The organism is Mucilaginibacter metallidurans, assembly GCF_003286435.2.
GTDB classification, from domain to species: Bacteria; Bacteroidota; Bacteroidia; order Sphingobacteriales; family Sphingobacteriaceae; genus Mucilaginibacter; species Mucilaginibacter gossypii.
This window is the reverse complement of record NZ_CP043449.1, coordinates 2,893,346-2,910,761: the sequence shown is the minus strand read 5'-3', so window position 1 is coordinate 2,910,761 and position 17,416 is coordinate 2,893,346. Positions and strand designations below refer to the sequence as shown.

The window sequence follows — 17,416 nt, the reverse complement described above, 5'->3', positions numbered from 1 at the left end:
GGATGGCGGGTTGGCCGTTACTGCTTTAGAACTAATATATCATCAGGATGAAAAAAAGATTACTTATTGCATTATCATTTTATTGCGGCATTGCTTATGCGCAAACCAAGGATTATCCCATTAAGCCGGTATCATTTACCAATGTAAAGCTTAACGATAAGTTTTGGACCTCGCGTATTGAAACCAATCGTACGGTTACCATCCCGGCATCATTTGCCCGGTGCGAGAATACCGGCAGGGTTAAAAATTTTGAAATGGCGGCCGCGCGCAGCGGTAAGTTTTGTACTAAGTTTCCTTTTGATGATACGGATATTTATAAAACCATTGAAGGCGCATCTTACTCCATGGCCGTTCATCCTGATGCAAAGCTGGATGCCTATGTCGATTCATTGATCACGATAGTAGGGAAAGCGCAGGAGCCGGACGGATATCTTTATACCGCCCGCACTATTGACCCATTGCACCCGCACGCATGGTCGGGCCCGGAGCGTTGGGTAAAAGAGAATGAACTGAGCCACGAGCTGTATAACTCCGGACACATGTTTGAGGCCGCGGCCGCACATTACCTGGCTACCAACAAGCGCAATTTTTTAGATATCGCCCTTAAGAATGCTGACCTGCTGGTTAAAACTTTTGGGCCGGGTAAAAGGCATGTAGCGCCCGGACATGAGATTGTGGAAATGGGCCTGGTACGCCTGTACCGCATCACCGGCAAAAAAGAATATCTCGATCTTGCTAAATTTTTTATTGACGAAAGGGGGCATCGCACCTATGATAAAACCAGTACCGACGAATGGAAGAACGGGATGTACTGGCAGGATAATGAACCTGTTATAGCCCAGGAAGATGCCGAGGGCCACGCCGTAAGGGCAATGTACCTGTACTCGGGCATGGCCGATGTTGCCGCTTTAACCGGCGATAAGAAATACATCGCCGCCATTGATAAGATCTGGAACAACATGGTTGGCAGAAAGATCTACGTGCAGGGGGGAATCGGCGCAGTGCCGGGCGGTGAACGTTTCGGAGCCGATTATGAGTTGCCAAATACTACCGCTTATAATGAAACCTGTGCGGCAATAGGTGATGTGTTCTGGAACCAGAGGATGTTCCTGCTGCACGGCGAGTCGAAATATATTGATGTGATGGAAAAGGTTTTATATAACGGGTTAATTTCGGGTGTTGGGCTGGATGGTAAGACATTCTTCTACACCAATGCCATGCAGGTAACCAATGGGGTTACACATCATGAGCTTGAGCCCGAGCGTTCCGGCTGGTTTGAGTGCTCATGCTGCCCAACCAATATGGCGCGTTTCCTGCCGTCGTTATCAGGCTATATGTATGCCCAAAAGAATAATAGTGTATTTGTAAACCTGTTTATTGCCGGTACAGCCAATATGGAGATAGGCAATAAAAAAGTGAGCATTGTTCAAAGCAACAATTACCCGTGGAATGGTGCACTGTCGTTTGCTGTAACACCGGAGACGGCAACTAATTTTGCTATACACATCCGGATCCCAGGTTGGGCAAGGGCAGAGGCGATCCCGTCTGATCTGTATGCTTTCCAAAATAAATCGGCCGCAAAAATCAGTCTGAAACTGAACGGCAAAGCGGTTGCTTATAAAGTTGAAAATGGCTACGCTGTAATTAACAGGCAATGGAAAAAAGGTGATAACATCCAATTAAACCTGCCGATGGAAGTTAAAAAGGTTATTGCCAATAAAGCATTGGTTGATGATAAAGGTAAAACAGCCCTTCAACGCGGCCCGATTATATACTGCGCCGAGTGGAAAGATAACGGCGGAACGGTGAGCAATTTAGCAATCCCTGCAAACGCAGCTTTTAAACCTGTAACCGAACCCAACCTGTTAAATGGCATAACTGTTTTAAAAGGGGAAATCCTGAGTAAAACAAAAGGCGAAGCTGCTAAAAAGGTAGAGCTTACGGCCATCCCTTATTATTCATGGGCAAACCGTGGTAAAGGCGAAATGACCGTTTGGTTTCCAGAAGTAAACGCCGCTACCAAATAAATATTTAAAGCCTCAGTAACTCTCCAGCAAAAAAATAGGATGGTTTAGGGTAATTGCATTCAGCATTCCCGTGCTTGTTTTATTATTTGCCAAAGCATTGCTGAGGCTTTTCCATTACAGGCATGATACCGGCCTGTTTAGCAAATACCCTTGATGACCCTGACTATTGGGTGATCAATAAATACGCGAAAAGTATTTATGTGCACTACCAGTTCAACTGAGTTAACCGGCGCAGGAATTGGCAACTCATCACAGCAAACTTCCGAAACCTATACGCCATCATTTAAGCTCCCCGGCGTAATCTGAAAACATTTATATATTTTTTTAAATTGTCAGATATTAGCCTTAAAATTAAATAATTAAAATTTACAAGTCTTAACTACCTATCCCTTAAGATTTGCCGGCATATCTTTTTCTAATAATGTAATGTTTAATAAGCAATCATGAAAAATATTAAAGTGATCATCCTTGCAATCATAACTACCTATTTTATGGCCGGAGTTTCTGTAAATGCGCAAAGCAGCAAATTAATTACGGCTGATATTTGTGTATATGGCGGAACCTCCGCAGGGGTAATTGCTGCGTATACGGCAAAAAAGATGGGGAAAACGGTGATTTTGATAGAGCCGGGAAAGCATTTAGGTGGCATGAGTTCGGGAGGTCTTGGTTATACGGATATTGGGAACAAATATGTGGTGACAGGTTTAGCACGGGATTTTTACCGCCGTATAGGTACGTATTATGGGAAATTTGAACAATGGATATTTGAGCCAAAGGTAGCGGAGGGCATTTTCAACGATTATGTAAAAAGGGCTGGCTTTCCTGTTTTATTCCGGAACAGGCTTATAAAAGTGAAAAAGGAAGAAAATCAGCTAAAGGAAATTATGGTAGAGGACAGCTATAAGCCCTCGACTGCTACCAATAAAACTATTCGAGCTAAGGTATTTATTGATTGTACTTATGAAGGGGACCTGATGGCCCGCTCGGGTGTTTCTTATACTGTAGGAAGAGAAGCTAACAGCCAGTACGATGAAACTATAAACGGAGTGGAGTTGCTGGATAAACACCAGTTTCCGGATAATATTGATCCCTATAAAGTGCCGGGCGACGCGAAAAGCGGTTTGTTGTGGGGTATAAGTAAGGAAGTATTACAAGCAAATGGTGCAGGAGATAAAAAAGTGCAGGCATACAATTTTCGTATCACGTTAACCAATGTGCCCGAAAATCGGATCCCAATTTCAAAACCCGAAAATTATGATCCCAAAAAGTATGAGTTACTGCTGCGTTTAAAGGAGAAACAACCCTGGAAATCATGCTCCGATGTTTTTTTTATAAGTAAAATGCCTAATGGCAAAACGGATATCAATAATAACGGAGGTTTCTCGACGGATATGATCGGGATGAACTGGGAATATCCGGAGGCTGATTATAATACGAGGACAAAAATTTGGAAGGAGCATGAAGATTATACCAAAGGCTTCTTTTATTTTATCGGCAATGACACCCGCATACCCGGAAATATCAGGGACGAAATGAAACAATGGGGCTACCCTAAAGATGAATATACGGATAACGGGAACTGGACACCGCAGCTTTATATCAGGGAAGCACGCCGAATGATTGGTGAACTGGTTATGACCCAGCATCATTGCCAGGGAAAAGAACAGGTAGAAGATGGAGTAGGAATGGCCGCATATGGTATGGATTCGCATAATTGCGAAAGGCTGGTAGTGAATGGCGTGGTGAAAAATGAGGGGGATGTTCAGGTACATGGTTTTGCGCCATACGCTGTTTCGTACAGGGCAATAGTCCCAAAGCAAAAGGAAGCCGCTAATTTATTTGTCCCGGTATGCTTATCTGCAAGTCATATAGCTTACGGATCAATCAGGATGGAGCCGGTATTCATGGTATTAGGCCAATCTTCGGCTGTGGCGGCATGCCAGGCTATTGATAAAAAAATAGCAATACAGCAGGTTAATGTAAAAGAAGTACAAAGCTTGCTCAGGGCAGACCCTCTTGCAGACGGAAGTATGCCCGAAGTACTGGTTGACAATGAGGACAGTCACGTAACAGGCGATTGGAAAACTGAAAAATCAGGCGGTTATGGGCCAACCTATCTCACTGATAACTCAAAAGCAGAAACTGCAAAATCGGTAAGGTTTATTCCAGAAAAATTAAAAAAAGGTGCTTACCACGTTTATACCTATTTTCCTAAGGTTATGAATCCGGCAACAAAAACTTATATTACTATTTATGATGGTGATAAGGCCACAGAAAAGATAATCAACCAGTCTGATTTGCAGGTAGAAGGCCAAACTTCAGGTGAGTGGCTTCCACTGGGGCTATATAACTTTTCAGATGAAAAGAAGGCATATGTAGAAATTTCGAATAAAAACGCAGATGGCGTAATTGTGGCTGATGCAGTGCTTTTTGTGCCTGTTAGGTAGTTTTATCGTTTTTGTGCGACGCTTAAATTATTAAATGGCCATATAAAACATAGATTTATTTTATTAGAGGTGGAGCCTTAAAGTAGCTGATAAAAAATACCGATGCTGCCTATAACCCCAATATTTTAATTTAATAACATATTTTATATTTTCATTGCTTATAACGGCTTTGATAAATTTAAACTATGTTTAACGGCCGTTGTAAACCAATTAAACAAGCATAATGCAAATAAAGCAAAGAGCTAATTACGGGGTGAAATCCCTCGTACAGCAAATTGTCGGATCAATCAGTAAGAATATTGACAAAGGTGTTTACCGGAAAAATGAAAAGCTGCTGTCAATAAATACATACAGCAAGCAACACGGCGTAGCAAGGGACACCATTGAAAAGGCTTACACGATACTTAAGAGCAATGGCTATATCCGTTCGGTTTCCGGAAAAGGTTATTTTGTAGTCGGTAAGCCCGATGTGCGGATCAAGGTACTTTTGTTGTTTAATAAGTTAAGCTCTTATAAGAAAATGGTTTATGATACCATCGTACGCACCCTGGGTGATAAAGCCAGGGTCGATCTTCATATTCATCATTATAATCCCGCTTTGCTCGAGGAAAGTATAGATGCAAATTTGGGCAATTATCATTATTATGTGGTAATGCCGCATTTTTTTGATTATAGTAACGAGCAGGAATATTTAACCATTTTAAAAAAGATCCCGGTTGATCAGTTGATATTGCTGGATAAAGATTTGCCCAAATTAACCAGGCAGTCGGCTGTATTCCAGGATTTTCGCAACGATATCTACGGGGCATTAAATGTAGTCACCGATCTGATTGCCAAATACAAAAAATTAATTATCATATATCCTGTAGACCGCCACCATCCGCCCGAAATTAAAGATGGAATAATGCAGTTTTGTGAGGAGAAAAACAAAAAGTTTGAAGTAATAGACGCTTTTAAAACAGACGATCTCAAAAAAAGCACCCTTTATATTGCATTGACCGAAAATGACCTGGCCGATCTGATTAAAGGCGCCAGAGCAAGTGGATATGAATTAGGGAAAGATATAGGGATCATATCTTTTAATGAAACCGTGTTTAAAGAATTATTGGATATTACCGTTATTACCAGTGATTTTGAAGAAATGGGCAGAAAAGCAGCTGAGCTAATGTTGCAAAACAAAGCCGCGGTTATTAAAAACGCTTTTAAAATAATTATCCGAAAATCGCTATAGCGAAGCCCTGAGTGTAAGGTAAAAAGGCACCTCGTAACGGCCGGTAGAACCATTTTTAATAATCTCTGCGGTCATTTTTCCCATTTGTTCAAAATCTGTGGATATAGTGGTTAAGCCATTGAGGATGATTTTTTTTAGCGGGGTTTCATTGTATGATATTACGCCAACATCTTTACCTATCTTTAATTCCGTAGCCAGGATCCTTTCAATCAAGACCACAAGGTCGTTTTCCATCAGGTTGATAAATACGTCTCCTTCATGTATCGGCTCGCCTTGTATGTCATGAACTACTTTGTAGGTAAACGCGTATTGGATACAGAAACTGAAAAAGCCTTTCAAAATCTCGCCTGGAAAATAAGTGTATTCAGGAAATATAATCTTGAGAGTGTGATACTTCCTTAATTGCGGCAGGGCTTCCTCCAGGGCCTGGAAAATGTCTTTTTCAAAATTTTCGTATACAGCGGCAAAATCGCCTTTTATTCCCGGTACTAATTTATCAAGTATGATTAGTTTCTCCTTTGGCAGCATATTGATTATATCGTGAACGTTTTCGCCGCCATGCATAAAGTGCGGCAGGATCACATAATGAGTGTAATCGTTGCTATTATTTTGAAGCAGTTTTTTAAAAAATTCGAAGTCGTTATTGTATATATAAAAGTCGATAGCGGCTTCATGCCCAAGACCATCAACTATGGCATCATAAACCAGCTTTTTATGGGTGCTTAGTTTATTAAATATTAAAAAAACCTTAAACTGTTGCCCGGCTTCAGTGTTTTTGATGTAATACCCCTTGCCAGGTACCGAGCCAAGCAGGCCGATTGATTTCAGGTGTTTATAAGCCTTTTCGGCGGTGTCACGTGATATTTCAAAGTTGCAGTTTAACTCATTAATGGATGGCAGCGTTTCGTTAATGATTAATTTCCCTTCACGAACACTTTTGATGATCGAGTTAGCTAACTGGATGTATTTAGGGGTAGATGAATAATAATCAATATAAATGTATTCTAAAAATCGTGAAGACTTCATAACTATTGAACTGGCTACTGGCAAAAACTTAAAGTTAATCAAATTAGGTTTGATAAGACTCCCACCTTTTGCGTGTGTAAGCCGGGGAAGCTTAATAAGCAGCCAAAATAAATAAAGTGATGAATTTGTTACAATAAGAGAGCCTTCAATCAGGATGGTGCAGGACGCTGTTGGTATGAACATGCCATAACTTTATCTATTATAAACCAGGGCTCGTGTTAGCCTGCAAATAACCAGATAAATACTATCCATAATGATCAAGCTGCCTTACAAGTTCTTGTTTTGCGCTATTGGCGTCTCGCTTCGGCTTATTTTGCCTGCGCCACTTTTTGCACAGGCGGTTAAAACCAGCTTTAAGTTTGACTTTGGTAATGGAAAAGCTGCAGCGGGTTATCAAAAAGTAAGTCCTGATGATATCTTTAGCGAGCTTAAAGGCTATGGATTTGATTTTGGCCAGGAAGTAAAGGCAATAACGCGCGGCGAAGGGAATAAACTTACAGATGATTATATAACCGCTGATAAGCCTTTTTATCTCTCAGTAAACGTGCCTGAGGGTAATTATAAGGTTACCTTAACGGTTGGCGACGTCAAAGGTAGTAGTGATATTACGGTACGAGCTGAATCGCGGAGGTTGATGCTGGAAAAAGTAACGACCAATAATTCGGTTAAAAAGTTAAGCTTCATCGTAAACATCCGTAAGCCGGAAATAAGTACGGGCGGTAAAGTAGCGCTTAAGCCCCGCGAGTTGGGTAAATACGATTGGGACAATAAGCTTAGTCTTGAATTTAACGGTACAAGGCCCTGTGTTGATGCGCTGGAGATAGAAAAGGTAGATGACCAGGTAACCCTTTATCTGGCCGGAAATTCAACCGTAGTTGATCAGGATGATGAGCCATGGTGTTCCTGGGGCCAAATGATCACCCGGTTTTTTAAACCTGGTGTGGCCATTGCCGATCATGCCGAATCAGGACTTAGTTTGGGTAGTTTTTTAAATAGTCATCGTTTAGATAAAGTGCTGAGTGTAATTAAGCCGGGCGATTATCTGTTTATAGAGTTCGGCCATAACGATCAAAAAGAAAAAGGGCCGGAGGATGGCGCCTATAAATCATATATAGAACGTTTTAAGCTGTTTATCAATAAAGCTCGCCAGAAAAAAGCCATTCCGGTAATCATAACCTCTACCAGTCGCCGGGCTTTTAATGACAGCAATAAAGTGGTAAATACCCTTGGCGATTATCCCGATGCAGCCAGAAAAGTTGCTGCAGAACTGCATGTGCCTTTGATTGATCTTAATGCGATGTCTGCTAAATTTTATGAGGCATTAGGTAACGAAGGATCAAAAAAAGCCTTTGTTTGGTATCCTGCAAACTCGTTCCCAAACCAGCCGAAAGATTTGGCTGATAACACGCATTTTAACAGTTATGGTGCTTATGAACTTGCAAAATGCATTATAGAAGGCATCAGGAGCAATCATTTGGGCATTGAGCAGTATATTATTGATGCGCCGCCTTTTGATCCCGCTCATCCTGATCCGGCAGAAACATTCAGCTTGCCGGCGAGTCCTAAAAACAGCACTGTAAAACCTGATGGAAATTAATTGGCGGTATGAACGTCGGAGCATATAAATTTTAATAAAAATGATAATGAGTAAAAAACTGGCTGTATTAACGCTTGTTGTTTTACAAGCAGGCATGACCGCTGTAAAAGCCCAGGAGGTAATGGAAACAGGTGGCGCCAAACCTATGCCCGCACAGTGGATTGATAGTGAAACAAGTCATAAGGTAATCCGCCTGGTGAACCGCGAAAATGACAATGGCAGTTTTTATTTTAACAATACACCCTTTGTTCCTCAAATAAAAAATGAGGGCGATTTGATGGTATTTTATGGTAAAACGGATAAGGGCGAGCAGCTATTTACGGTTAACTTAAAAACGCAGAAAATAGAACAGTTAACAAACAGAACCAAAGTATCCGGAGAGATGGTTTGTGCCAAAACCCGCGAAGCATTTTATCAAAGTACCGATAGTATTTTCGCCGTAAATGTTAACACACATAAAACAAGGTTCATTTATGCCTTTGCCCCTGAATTTAAAGGAAGGGTTGGCACTGTAAATGCCGACGGAACGTATATGGCCTGTGTTAAGGCTACCGGTGAGCAGGAGCGTGAAATACTTGCGAAATATCCCGAAAAGCATGATTTTTTTAACCGGATCTATGATGTACATATTCAGCATACCCTGTATGTGCTTGACGTAAAACGAAAAGTATTAAAACAAATACACCAGGAAAATGAGTGGACAAACCACCTGCTTTTTTCGCCTACAGATCCTGATAACCTTTCTTATTGCCATGAGGGCCCCTGGGAAAAGGTGGACCGGATCTGGAACATCAATATAAAAACCGGCGAAAACAAGTTGTTGCATAAGCGTACCATGGTCAATGAAATAGCCGGTCACGAGTTTTTTTCACCGTTAGGAAACACCGAATGGTTTGATTTGCAGAAACCCAAGGGCCAAACATTTTTTCTGGCAGGCATTAATATGAAAACAGAAAAAGAGGATCGCGTTTATCAAATGAACAGAAACGAGTGGTCAATCCACTTTAATGTAACTAAGGACGAGCAAACATTTGCCGGCGACGGAGGTAATTCTGGGCAGGTAGCCAAAGCACCCGATGGCATGTGGATCTATTTGTTTAAGCCTAACGGCGATCATTTTAAATCAGAAAAACTGGTAAATATGAAACATCATAATTATCACCTGGAGCCTAATGTGCATTTCTCGCCCGATGAAAAATGGGTTATCTTCAGGGCTAATTTTGAAGGTCATGAGGGCGTTTACGCTGTAGAGATTGCCAAACACTAATACCCCAAACAGGATGTCATTGATCAAAAATAATTTTAAAATAGCTGTTGCATTCGCACTCACAATAGGTTCGCAAACAGTATCTGCGCAAGTTGGTTGGCCTGCAACTACCGAACAAACCAAGCCCTGGGCCCGTTGGTGGTGGGAAGGGAGCGCGGTAAATAAAAAAGACCTGACCTGGAACATGGAGAGTTACCATAAAGCCGGATTGGGTGGTTTGGAAATTACACCAATTTATGGCGTAAAAGGGCACGAAAATGAATTTATACAATACCTGTCGCCCCAATGGGTGGATATGTTAAAGTATACGCTAACAGAGGCAAAGCGGCTGAATCTGGGGATTGATTTGGCTAATGCTACCGGCTGGCCTTTCGGCGGCCCCTGGGTTACCAATGAAGACGCCAGTAAAGAGCTGTTCTGGAAAAATTACGATGTTAAAGGCGGCGAAAAACTTAGCGACGCTGTGGTATTTGTACAACAACCTCTTGTAAGGGCAGACGGGCAAGCTCCAAAGATCACAGACCTTGTTGAACCCATCAGCAGTAACAAAAACCTGCAATTGATGGCGCTTGACCAGGTACGGTTTGAGAAACGGATCCCTTTAACTGTTTTAATGGCTTATGATGGCAAGGGGCAGGCGCTGAACCTTACCGATAAAGTTGATGCAGCCGGCAAACTTAACTGGACAGCACCCGCCGGTGAATGGAAGTTGTATGCACTTTTTCAGGGTTGGCATGGTAAAATGGTTGAGCGTGCGGCTCCCGGAGGTGAAGGTTATGTTATTGATCATTTTTCCAAACCGGCGCTTGATCATTACCTTGCCCGGTTTGATGAGGCATTTAAAGGGCAGAATTTAAGTGGGATCAGGGCATATTTCAATGATTCGTACGAGGTGGATGATGCCGCGGGCAATCAAACTTTACCCCGCTGTTTTTTGACGAATTTATTAAACGCCGCGGTTACGATCTGCGCGATCACTTGCCGGCTTTATTAGGTAATGATAATAAGGAAAATAATAGCCGCATACTATGCGACTATCGCCAAACCATATCCGACCTGTTGCTTGATGATTTTACCAAACCATGGCATGACTGGGCCAAAACCAGGGGCGCTTTAATCCGCAATCAATCACACGGTTCCCCATCAAATATACTGGATCTGTATGCTGCTATTGATATTCCCGAAACAGAGGGCGATGATGTGTTGCGGTTTAAATTTGCCACATCGGCAGCACATGTAATGGGAAAACCTCTTGCATCGTCCGAGTCGGCAACATGGCTTAATGATCATTTTCTATCGTCGCTGGGAGATGTTAAACAGGCTATTGATAAATATTTTGTAGGAGGCGTAAACCATATTTTTTATCACGGCATCAGTTACTCGCCTCAAAATGCCCAATGGCCGGGATGGTTATTTTATGCTGCAATTCACTTTAATCAAACTAACCCGTTCTGGAATGATTTCTCAACTTTAAATCAATACATAACTAATTGTCAGTCGTTTTTGCAGCAAGGAAAGCCCAATAATGATATATTGGTTTATTACCCGTTATTTGATAGCTTTTCCGAGCCGGGGGATAGGGGCTTGCTTAAGCATTATGATGCCATGAAACCCGATTTTAAGGGGACAGGCTTTGAATCCTCTGCCGAAGAAATGCTTAAACAAGGCTACACGTTTGATTTTATATCAGATAAGCAAATAATGGATTTACAAACCTCCGGTAGTCATTTGCTTACCGGCGGTCTTAATTATAAGACTATCCTTTTGCCTGATAATAAATATATCCCGCTCGAAACCTTTAATAAAATGGTGGATCTGGCAAAGACCGGGGCAACAATTGTGGTGTATAAAAATCTTCCATCGGGTGTTCCGGGATATTCCGGGTTGCAGGAACGCGAAAAAGTATTTAAAACACTGCTTGCCGGGCTTAATTTTACTGCTGAAAATAATGGTGTTAAAATTGCCAAAGTTGGCAAAGGCCGTTTTTTAATAGCAGATGATATTGCTCCGTTACTGGACGCGGCGGGAATAAACAGGGAACAAATGACCGATAAAGGGCTGCAATTTGTACGCCGTACTTATGAAAATGGCAACAGCTACTTTATAACAAATAGCGGCGGTAACCAGGTTAATGGTTGGGTTGATCTATCTGTTAATGCTGCATCAGTAGTAGTATTTGATCCGATGACAAAAAGTTACGGATTGGCTAAAAGCCGCAAGCAGGCCGATGGTAAAACCAGCGTATTCCTGCAATTATCGTCCGGACAAAGCTGTATTTTACAAACCCTGCCGGTAAAAACTCAAATAGCAGCGTATCTCTATTATCAGGTTGCAGGTAAAAAGGTGCCTGTTAACGGTACGTGGACGCTGAGCTTTACCGAAGGTGGCCCAACATTACCTCAGCCAATAAAAACCGCAGCGCTCAAATCATGGACAGATTTAGGTGGTGATGACCTTAAAGCTTTTTCCGGAACAGGCAGTTATAATATCACCTTTAAAAAGCCGGTAAAAAATGCCGCAGTTTGGAAGCTTGACCTGGGAAAAGTTAATGAAAGTGCCGAGGTTTATTTAAATGGTAAAAAACTGGCAACACTTATTGGTCCGCAGTATGTAGTTGTTATTCCTTCAGCACAGTTAAGGACGGTTAACCAGTTGCAAGTGAGGGTAGCTAACCTCATGGTTAACCGGATCATTGATATGGATAAGAAGCATATACCATACCGGATATTTTATAATACCAATTTTCAATCACATAGTTCGGGTTCTAAAGGACCGGACGGGCTTTTTACGGCTATAAACTGGGGACCGAAACCTTCCGGTTTGATTGGACCGGTAACACTTGAGCCGGTTAAGCCTTTGTTTGTTAGGTAGTTATTTAAGGGTTTATTTCAAAAAGGTGGTCATGTTGGCCGCCTTTTTTTGTGTTTTAAATGTATCGGAGCAGGATACTACAGGATGGTATTATTGAAATTAACTTTTATGTTCGTTTATACAATTATAACCCAAACTGGACCAAACAGTAAACCCCTTAATTTGATTTTATGAAAAGAATTTTTATTCATTCTTGTAAAATGCTATTGCTGTTGCTGCTCTTTAACGTGGCAGGGGCAAACAGTGCATTGGCACAAAAGCTTAGCATTACGGGTACTATTACAGATAGTAAGCACCAACCGGTTTCGGCGGCTTCTGTGCAAATAAAAGGCACGAAATCGGGTACTACGTCCGATATAGACGGAAAATACGCCATTAAGGCCTCAACAGGAGAGGTGTTAATATTTAAATCAATCGGTTTTGATGCTAAAGAAGTTACCGTAGGTACAAGTAACACCATCAACGTTAGTTTAACCGAAGCCGAATCACAATTAAACGAAGTGGTGGTAATCGGCTACGGAGCTCAAAAACGGGCAAACGTTACCGGATCTCAGGCCACCTTCAAGGCCGATAACCTGAACGAGCGGGCTATAACCCGTGTTGACCAGGCCTTGGTAGGCCAAATGGCAGGTGTAACTGTCAAGCAAACAACAGGTGTGCCGGGTAAAGCATTTAGTGTTAATGTGCGTGGCAGTGGCTCTATCAGTGCCGGTAATGAGCCTTTGTATGTAATAGATGGCTTTCCTTTGTCTGTATCGGCGATAGGCAGCGGTGGTAGCTTTAGCTCAGGAAACCCGCTTGATAATATCAATCCGAACGATATTGAAGATATCCAGGTTTTAAAGGACGCAGCAGCGGCGGCTATCTACGGCTCAAGGGCGTCAAACGGCGTTGTATTAATCACCACTAAAAAAGGAAAATCGGGCAAGGCTAAAATTAGCTACAGTGCTTACTACGGTTACAATGCTGCCGCCAAATATTTGCCCATGCTCAACGGCGATCAATGGATTGATAGGGCTACCGAAATGATCAATGCTGCCTATGTGCTCAAATATGGTGCAAAGGGAGCAACTGCCAGTGACGATAATGCAACACGCCAGGCGATGAATGGCGGTGCCTTTAGCTCAGCCTATATGCTCGATCCAAGATGGGCCATGCCGGGCCATCCTGGGCTGCAGTATATAGATTGGCAGAAAGCGATTGAGCAGAAAGGAGCTATGCAAAACCAGGCATTGAGCGCAAGCGGTGGCAATGAATTTGTAAATTATTTTATTTCGGGCAACTACGCCAACCAGGATGGTTTTGTGAAAGGCCTGGGTTATAAAGCCTACTCGGCCAGGGCCAATGTGGAAGCTCGTATTGCCAAAAACCTGAAATTAGGTTTAAACATTGCACCCACTTATTCAATTTCGCAGGATCCGGGTGTAGAAGGGAAAGACAACATTTTTCACCAGGCCATAAGCTATAGTCCTATTCAGGAAGATACGGTAGGTTTATATCCCAACGCGTTTAAGAACGGACAATACACCTGGGGTAATTCACCAAACAGCCCCATAGCTAAATTGGAGAACAAGGTAGGGCAAACCAAAAAATACCGCACACTGGGCAGCATATTTGCCGAATACGAAATTATAAAAGGGTTGACGTTAAGAAGCTCATTGAATCTTGATAATGTTGACAATGCCACTAATAGCTACACACCGTATGCCATAGCCGGTAATCTTGCTTCCAGAACATTTGATGCTGCTAAAAATCCTAATTTAACAGCGAATTCTTCAGGATCATACAGCACCTTTAAAAGGCAAACCTTTGTTAATGAAAACACGCTTACTTATAATACTACTATTCATTCAAATCACAGTCTGAGTATATTGTTGGGTCAGTCGTATAATACAGATCGTTTAGATCAGTCTACTTTATCATCAGTTGGCGGTTATACCAGCAGCGTTATCCAAACTTTAAATGCTGCCGCAGCGGTAACAGGCAGTACCTCCAGCACCAAAAGTGTGTTGGTATCCTACTTTAGCCGCGCGCAATATGCATATAAGAACAAGTATCTTTTATCCGCAAGCATACGTGAAGACGGCTCTTCAAGATTTGGCGGCAATACTAAATATGGCGTTTTCCCTTCAGCGTCTGTAGGCTGGCGCATTATACAGGAGGATTTTATGAAAAAACTGCCTGTGATGAGCGATCTGAAACTACGCTTTAGTTATGGCGTAAATGGTAATAACAGCATTGCCGATTATGGAAGTATTTCGCAAATAGGTTCATATGGATATGTTTTGGGTTCACCTCAGGCTTTAGCCATCGGGCAGGCACCAAGTAACTTACCAAACCCAGATATCAAATGGGAAAAATCACAAACTTATGATGCCGGGCTCGACTTCGGTTTTTTCAGCAACCGTTTAACCGGTTCATTTGATTACTATAACAAACTAAATACCGACTTGTTGCTGAATGTACCTATCCTGCAATCTACCGGTTTCAGCAGCCAGCTCCGCAATGCAGGTTCAGTGCGTAACATCGGTCAGGAGCTGGAATTGACAAGTCGTAATTTGGTTGGCAAAGTTCAATGGAGTACATCAATTAATATCAGTCATTACAAAAATAAAATCGTAAGCCTTTACGGTAACCAGCAACAGATTATTATTCCAAACTCCTTTGATGTATCTGACGCTATTTTGCGCGTAGGCCAGCCAATAAACAGTATCTATGTGGTAAGGCAGATAGGTTTTCTTACACAGGCCGATATTGATAACCATGTGGCAACCTATGGTACAGGTGAAACTGTTGGTGATCCCAAATACCAGGACTTGAACGGTGATGGTGTAATAACCGAAGCCGATAAACAAATTGTTGGCCATCCCAACCCTACTTATACCTGGGGTATTACCAATACTGTACGCTGGAAAGGCTTCGACCTTACTGTTTTAGTACAGGGTCAAAATGGAGGATCTGTTTATTCCTTACTGGGTAGGGCCATAACCCGTACCGGCCAGGGCTTTACTGATAATGCTCCTGCCTTTTATGATAATCGCTGGAGATCTCCTGAAAACCAGGGTGCCGGCCGCGTTAGCAAAGCCTATTCTACGTTTGGTTTCGTAGCCAATACCGATTGGTTGTATTCTTCAGATTATGTGAGGATTAGAAATATCACGTTAGGGTACGATCTTAAAAATATCTTTAAAACCAAAGTTTTAGGAGCGGCACGCTTGTATGTTACGGCCGAAAACTTCTTCGGGCATGACAAATATTATGGAGGTTTCAACCCGGAGGCGCAAAACACAGCCATCAGTTCTGACAGTAACTATCCCGAAGCAGGGGATTACGGAGGCTTGCCGCTGGCTAAATCATTGATTTTCGGGTTAAATGTTACTTTTTAATTATTTCAACCAATTAAAATGAAAAAGATACTTTTTCTATCAACCATAACAGCTGCATTTTTAATGGCCGCCTGTAATAAGGATTTAAATCAGGTACCAATATCCAGCTCAACAACAGCAACTTTTTATAAATCGCCAAGCGATTTTTTGCAGGCAACAAACGCTATTTATGCCGATCTGCACAATTACCCGGTGCGGTTAGCCAACATGTCTGAAATCCGTTCGGATAATATTTACGGTGTTTCAGTTACCGTACGTGACTGGGACCCGGTAAATGATTTTTCTCCCTCATTAGCAGCAAACGCTTACGTTACCGAAGCCTGGGGCACCGACTTTAACGGTATTTTCAGGGCTAATACCCTGCTTGACCAGGTTGCCAAAAATGGCAGCTACATAGGTTCGGCTTCGTTAGCTACAAGGCTGCAGGCCGAAGCCAAATTTCTGCGTGCATTTTATTACTTCGATCTGCTTAGGTATTTTGGTAAGCTTCCAATCATTGACCACCCGGTTACTGCGCCTGAAGCAAATTCTATCGGCCGCAGTTCTGTAGCTGATGTTTACAAACTGATTATAGCCGATCTGCAATCGGCCATAGCTAACTTACCTACCACGTATACCGGGGTAGACGTAGGTCGCGCTACCAAATATGCAGCGGAAGCCTTGCTGGCACAGGTGTATATGGCTAAATCCGCGCCAAATTATGGTATTGAAGGGCCGGGAACCGGATCAAATGAATGGAATTTAGCTTTGCCTTTGTTGCAGGATATTATCAGTAGTGGTAAGTTCGCTTTTGAGTCTACTTACAGCAATATATTTTCATATGCTAATCAAAGCCCTGCAGTTAATAAAGAGGCCATTTTTGATGTGATGTATACCAGTGGTATCAGCGGTACAAGTGATCTTTACGGAGCCTCATACCCATGGACGCTTGCACCAAGCGCTTATTTTTTATCTATCAAGGATACCAAATCAGACGGAAGCCTGGAGATTATCCCGGTATCAAATGATCTGGCCAACAGCTATGACGCTGCCGATACACGCAAGGCTTTTAGTATCTACACCGCAGGCTATACAAATGCTGGAAGTACAGAAAACCGCCCGTTCTTTAAAAAATGGCTTGATATAACAAAGATCCCAACTGCCAGTAGGTTTGACTGGGGCATTAACTTTATCGCTATCAGGTACACTGACGTTTTGATGCTTAAGGCCGAGTGTATATTGAACGGTGCAACCGGAGGCTCGCAGGCTGATGTGGATGCTATTGTTAACCAGGTGCGCACACGTGCCGGGTTGCCATCCCTGGCAGGTGTAACGCTTGCTCAACTGTTTGATGAACGCCGCAGAGAATTTGCAGATGAAGGCTCACGCTGGTTCGATCTGCAAAGAAGCGGCAACCTCTTAACCATTATGAATAGCTGGATCGCCAAAGAAGATGCCCAGAAAGCTATCAAGCCGGTTATTGCTAATTATGTTATTTACCCTGTACCGCAAACACAACTGGATGCGGCACCTGGGTTATACTCACAAAATCCCGGATATTGATCCGGGGGAATGATGAACAAAC

At 42.4% G+C, this 17,416-nt stretch carries 10 protein-coding genes; 9 read left to right on the top strand and 1 reads right to left on the bottom strand.

All coding sequences use genetic code 11. The annotated features are described in order from the left end of the window. Positions 1 to 47 precede the first annotated feature (47 nt). The 3 genes from DIU38_RS12400 (at position 48) to DIU38_RS12390 (ending at position 5,705) form a co-directional block, all read left to right on the top strand. Positions 48 to 2,027 carry a glycoside hydrolase family 127 protein gene (locus DIU38_RS12400; protein WP_112654999.1) on the top strand — a complete coding sequence of 660 codons (1,980 nt, stop codon included), beginning with the start codon at positions 48 to 50 and terminating at the stop codon, positions 2,025 to 2,027. Positions 2,028 to 2,470: 443 nt separating this feature from the next. Next, positions 2,471 to 4,474, top strand: a complete 2,004-nt coding sequence (locus tag DIU38_RS12395; RefSeq protein ID WP_112654998.1) for an FAD-dependent oxidoreductase — start codon at positions 2,471 to 2,473, stop codon at positions 4,472 to 4,474. 223 nt (positions 4,475 to 4,697) lie between these two features. Further along, entirely contained in the window at positions 4,698 to 5,705 is a 1,008-nt protein-coding gene (locus tag DIU38_RS12390; protein ID WP_112654997.1) for a GntR family transcriptional regulator, read from the top strand. Here the strand turns inward: DIU38_RS12390 and DIU38_RS12385 are convergent. Further along, positions 5,700 to 6,731, bottom strand: coding sequence for a GntR family transcriptional regulator (locus DIU38_RS12385; RefSeq protein ID WP_112655369.1), 1,032 nt, complete (start codon positions 6,729 to 6,731; stop codon positions 5,700 to 5,702). The genes DIU38_RS12390 and DIU38_RS12385 overlap by 6 nt on opposite strands. Positions 6,732 to 6,984: 253 nt before the next feature. Here DIU38_RS12385 and DIU38_RS12380 point away from each other — a divergent pair, with 253 nt between their 5' ends. The 6 genes from DIU38_RS12380 (at position 6,985) to DIU38_RS12360 (ending at position 17,394) form a co-directional block, all read left to right on the top strand. Next, the gene (locus DIU38_RS12380) at positions 6,985 to 8,328 is read left to right on the top strand and encodes a rhamnogalacturonan acetylesterase (protein WP_112654996.1); all 1,344 of its coding nucleotides are present in this window, start codon (positions 6,985 to 6,987) and stop codon (positions 8,326 to 8,328) included. Positions 8,329 to 8,374: 46 nt separating this feature from the next. Further along, a complete protein-coding gene (locus DIU38_RS12375; protein WP_243770757.1) occupies positions 8,375 to 9,595 on the top strand; it encodes an oligogalacturonate lyase family protein in 1,221 nt (406 codons plus the stop codon). Between the two features lie 13 nt (positions 9,596 to 9,608). After that, positions 9,609 to 10,589: a glycosyl hydrolase gene (locus DIU38_RS33530; protein WP_208809234.1), complete on the top strand. Its 981-nt coding sequence runs from the start codon at positions 9,609 to 9,611 to the stop codon at positions 10,587 to 10,589. Continuing rightward, positions 10,574 to 12,466 (top strand): glycosyl hydrolase, encoded by a 1,893-nt coding sequence (locus tag DIU38_RS12370; RefSeq protein ID WP_208809233.1) that lies wholly within the window; start codon positions 10,574 to 10,576, stop codon positions 12,464 to 12,466. Before DIU38_RS33530 ends, DIU38_RS12370 begins: the two co-directional genes overlap by 16 nt. Before the next feature lie 170 nt (positions 12,467 to 12,636). After that, positions 12,637 to 15,852 carry a SusC/RagA family TonB-linked outer membrane protein gene (locus DIU38_RS12365; protein WP_112654994.1) on the top strand — a complete coding sequence of 1,072 codons (3,216 nt, stop codon included), beginning with the start codon at positions 12,637 to 12,639 and terminating at the stop codon, positions 15,850 to 15,852. 18 nt (positions 15,853 to 15,870) lie between these two features. Then, on the top strand, positions 15,871 to 17,394 hold the full coding sequence (locus tag DIU38_RS12360) for a RagB/SusD family nutrient uptake outer membrane protein (RefSeq protein ID WP_112654993.1): 1,524 nt from the start codon (positions 15,871 to 15,873) through the stop codon (positions 17,392 to 17,394). The last annotated feature ends 22 nt before the right edge of the window (positions 17,395 to 17,416 follow it).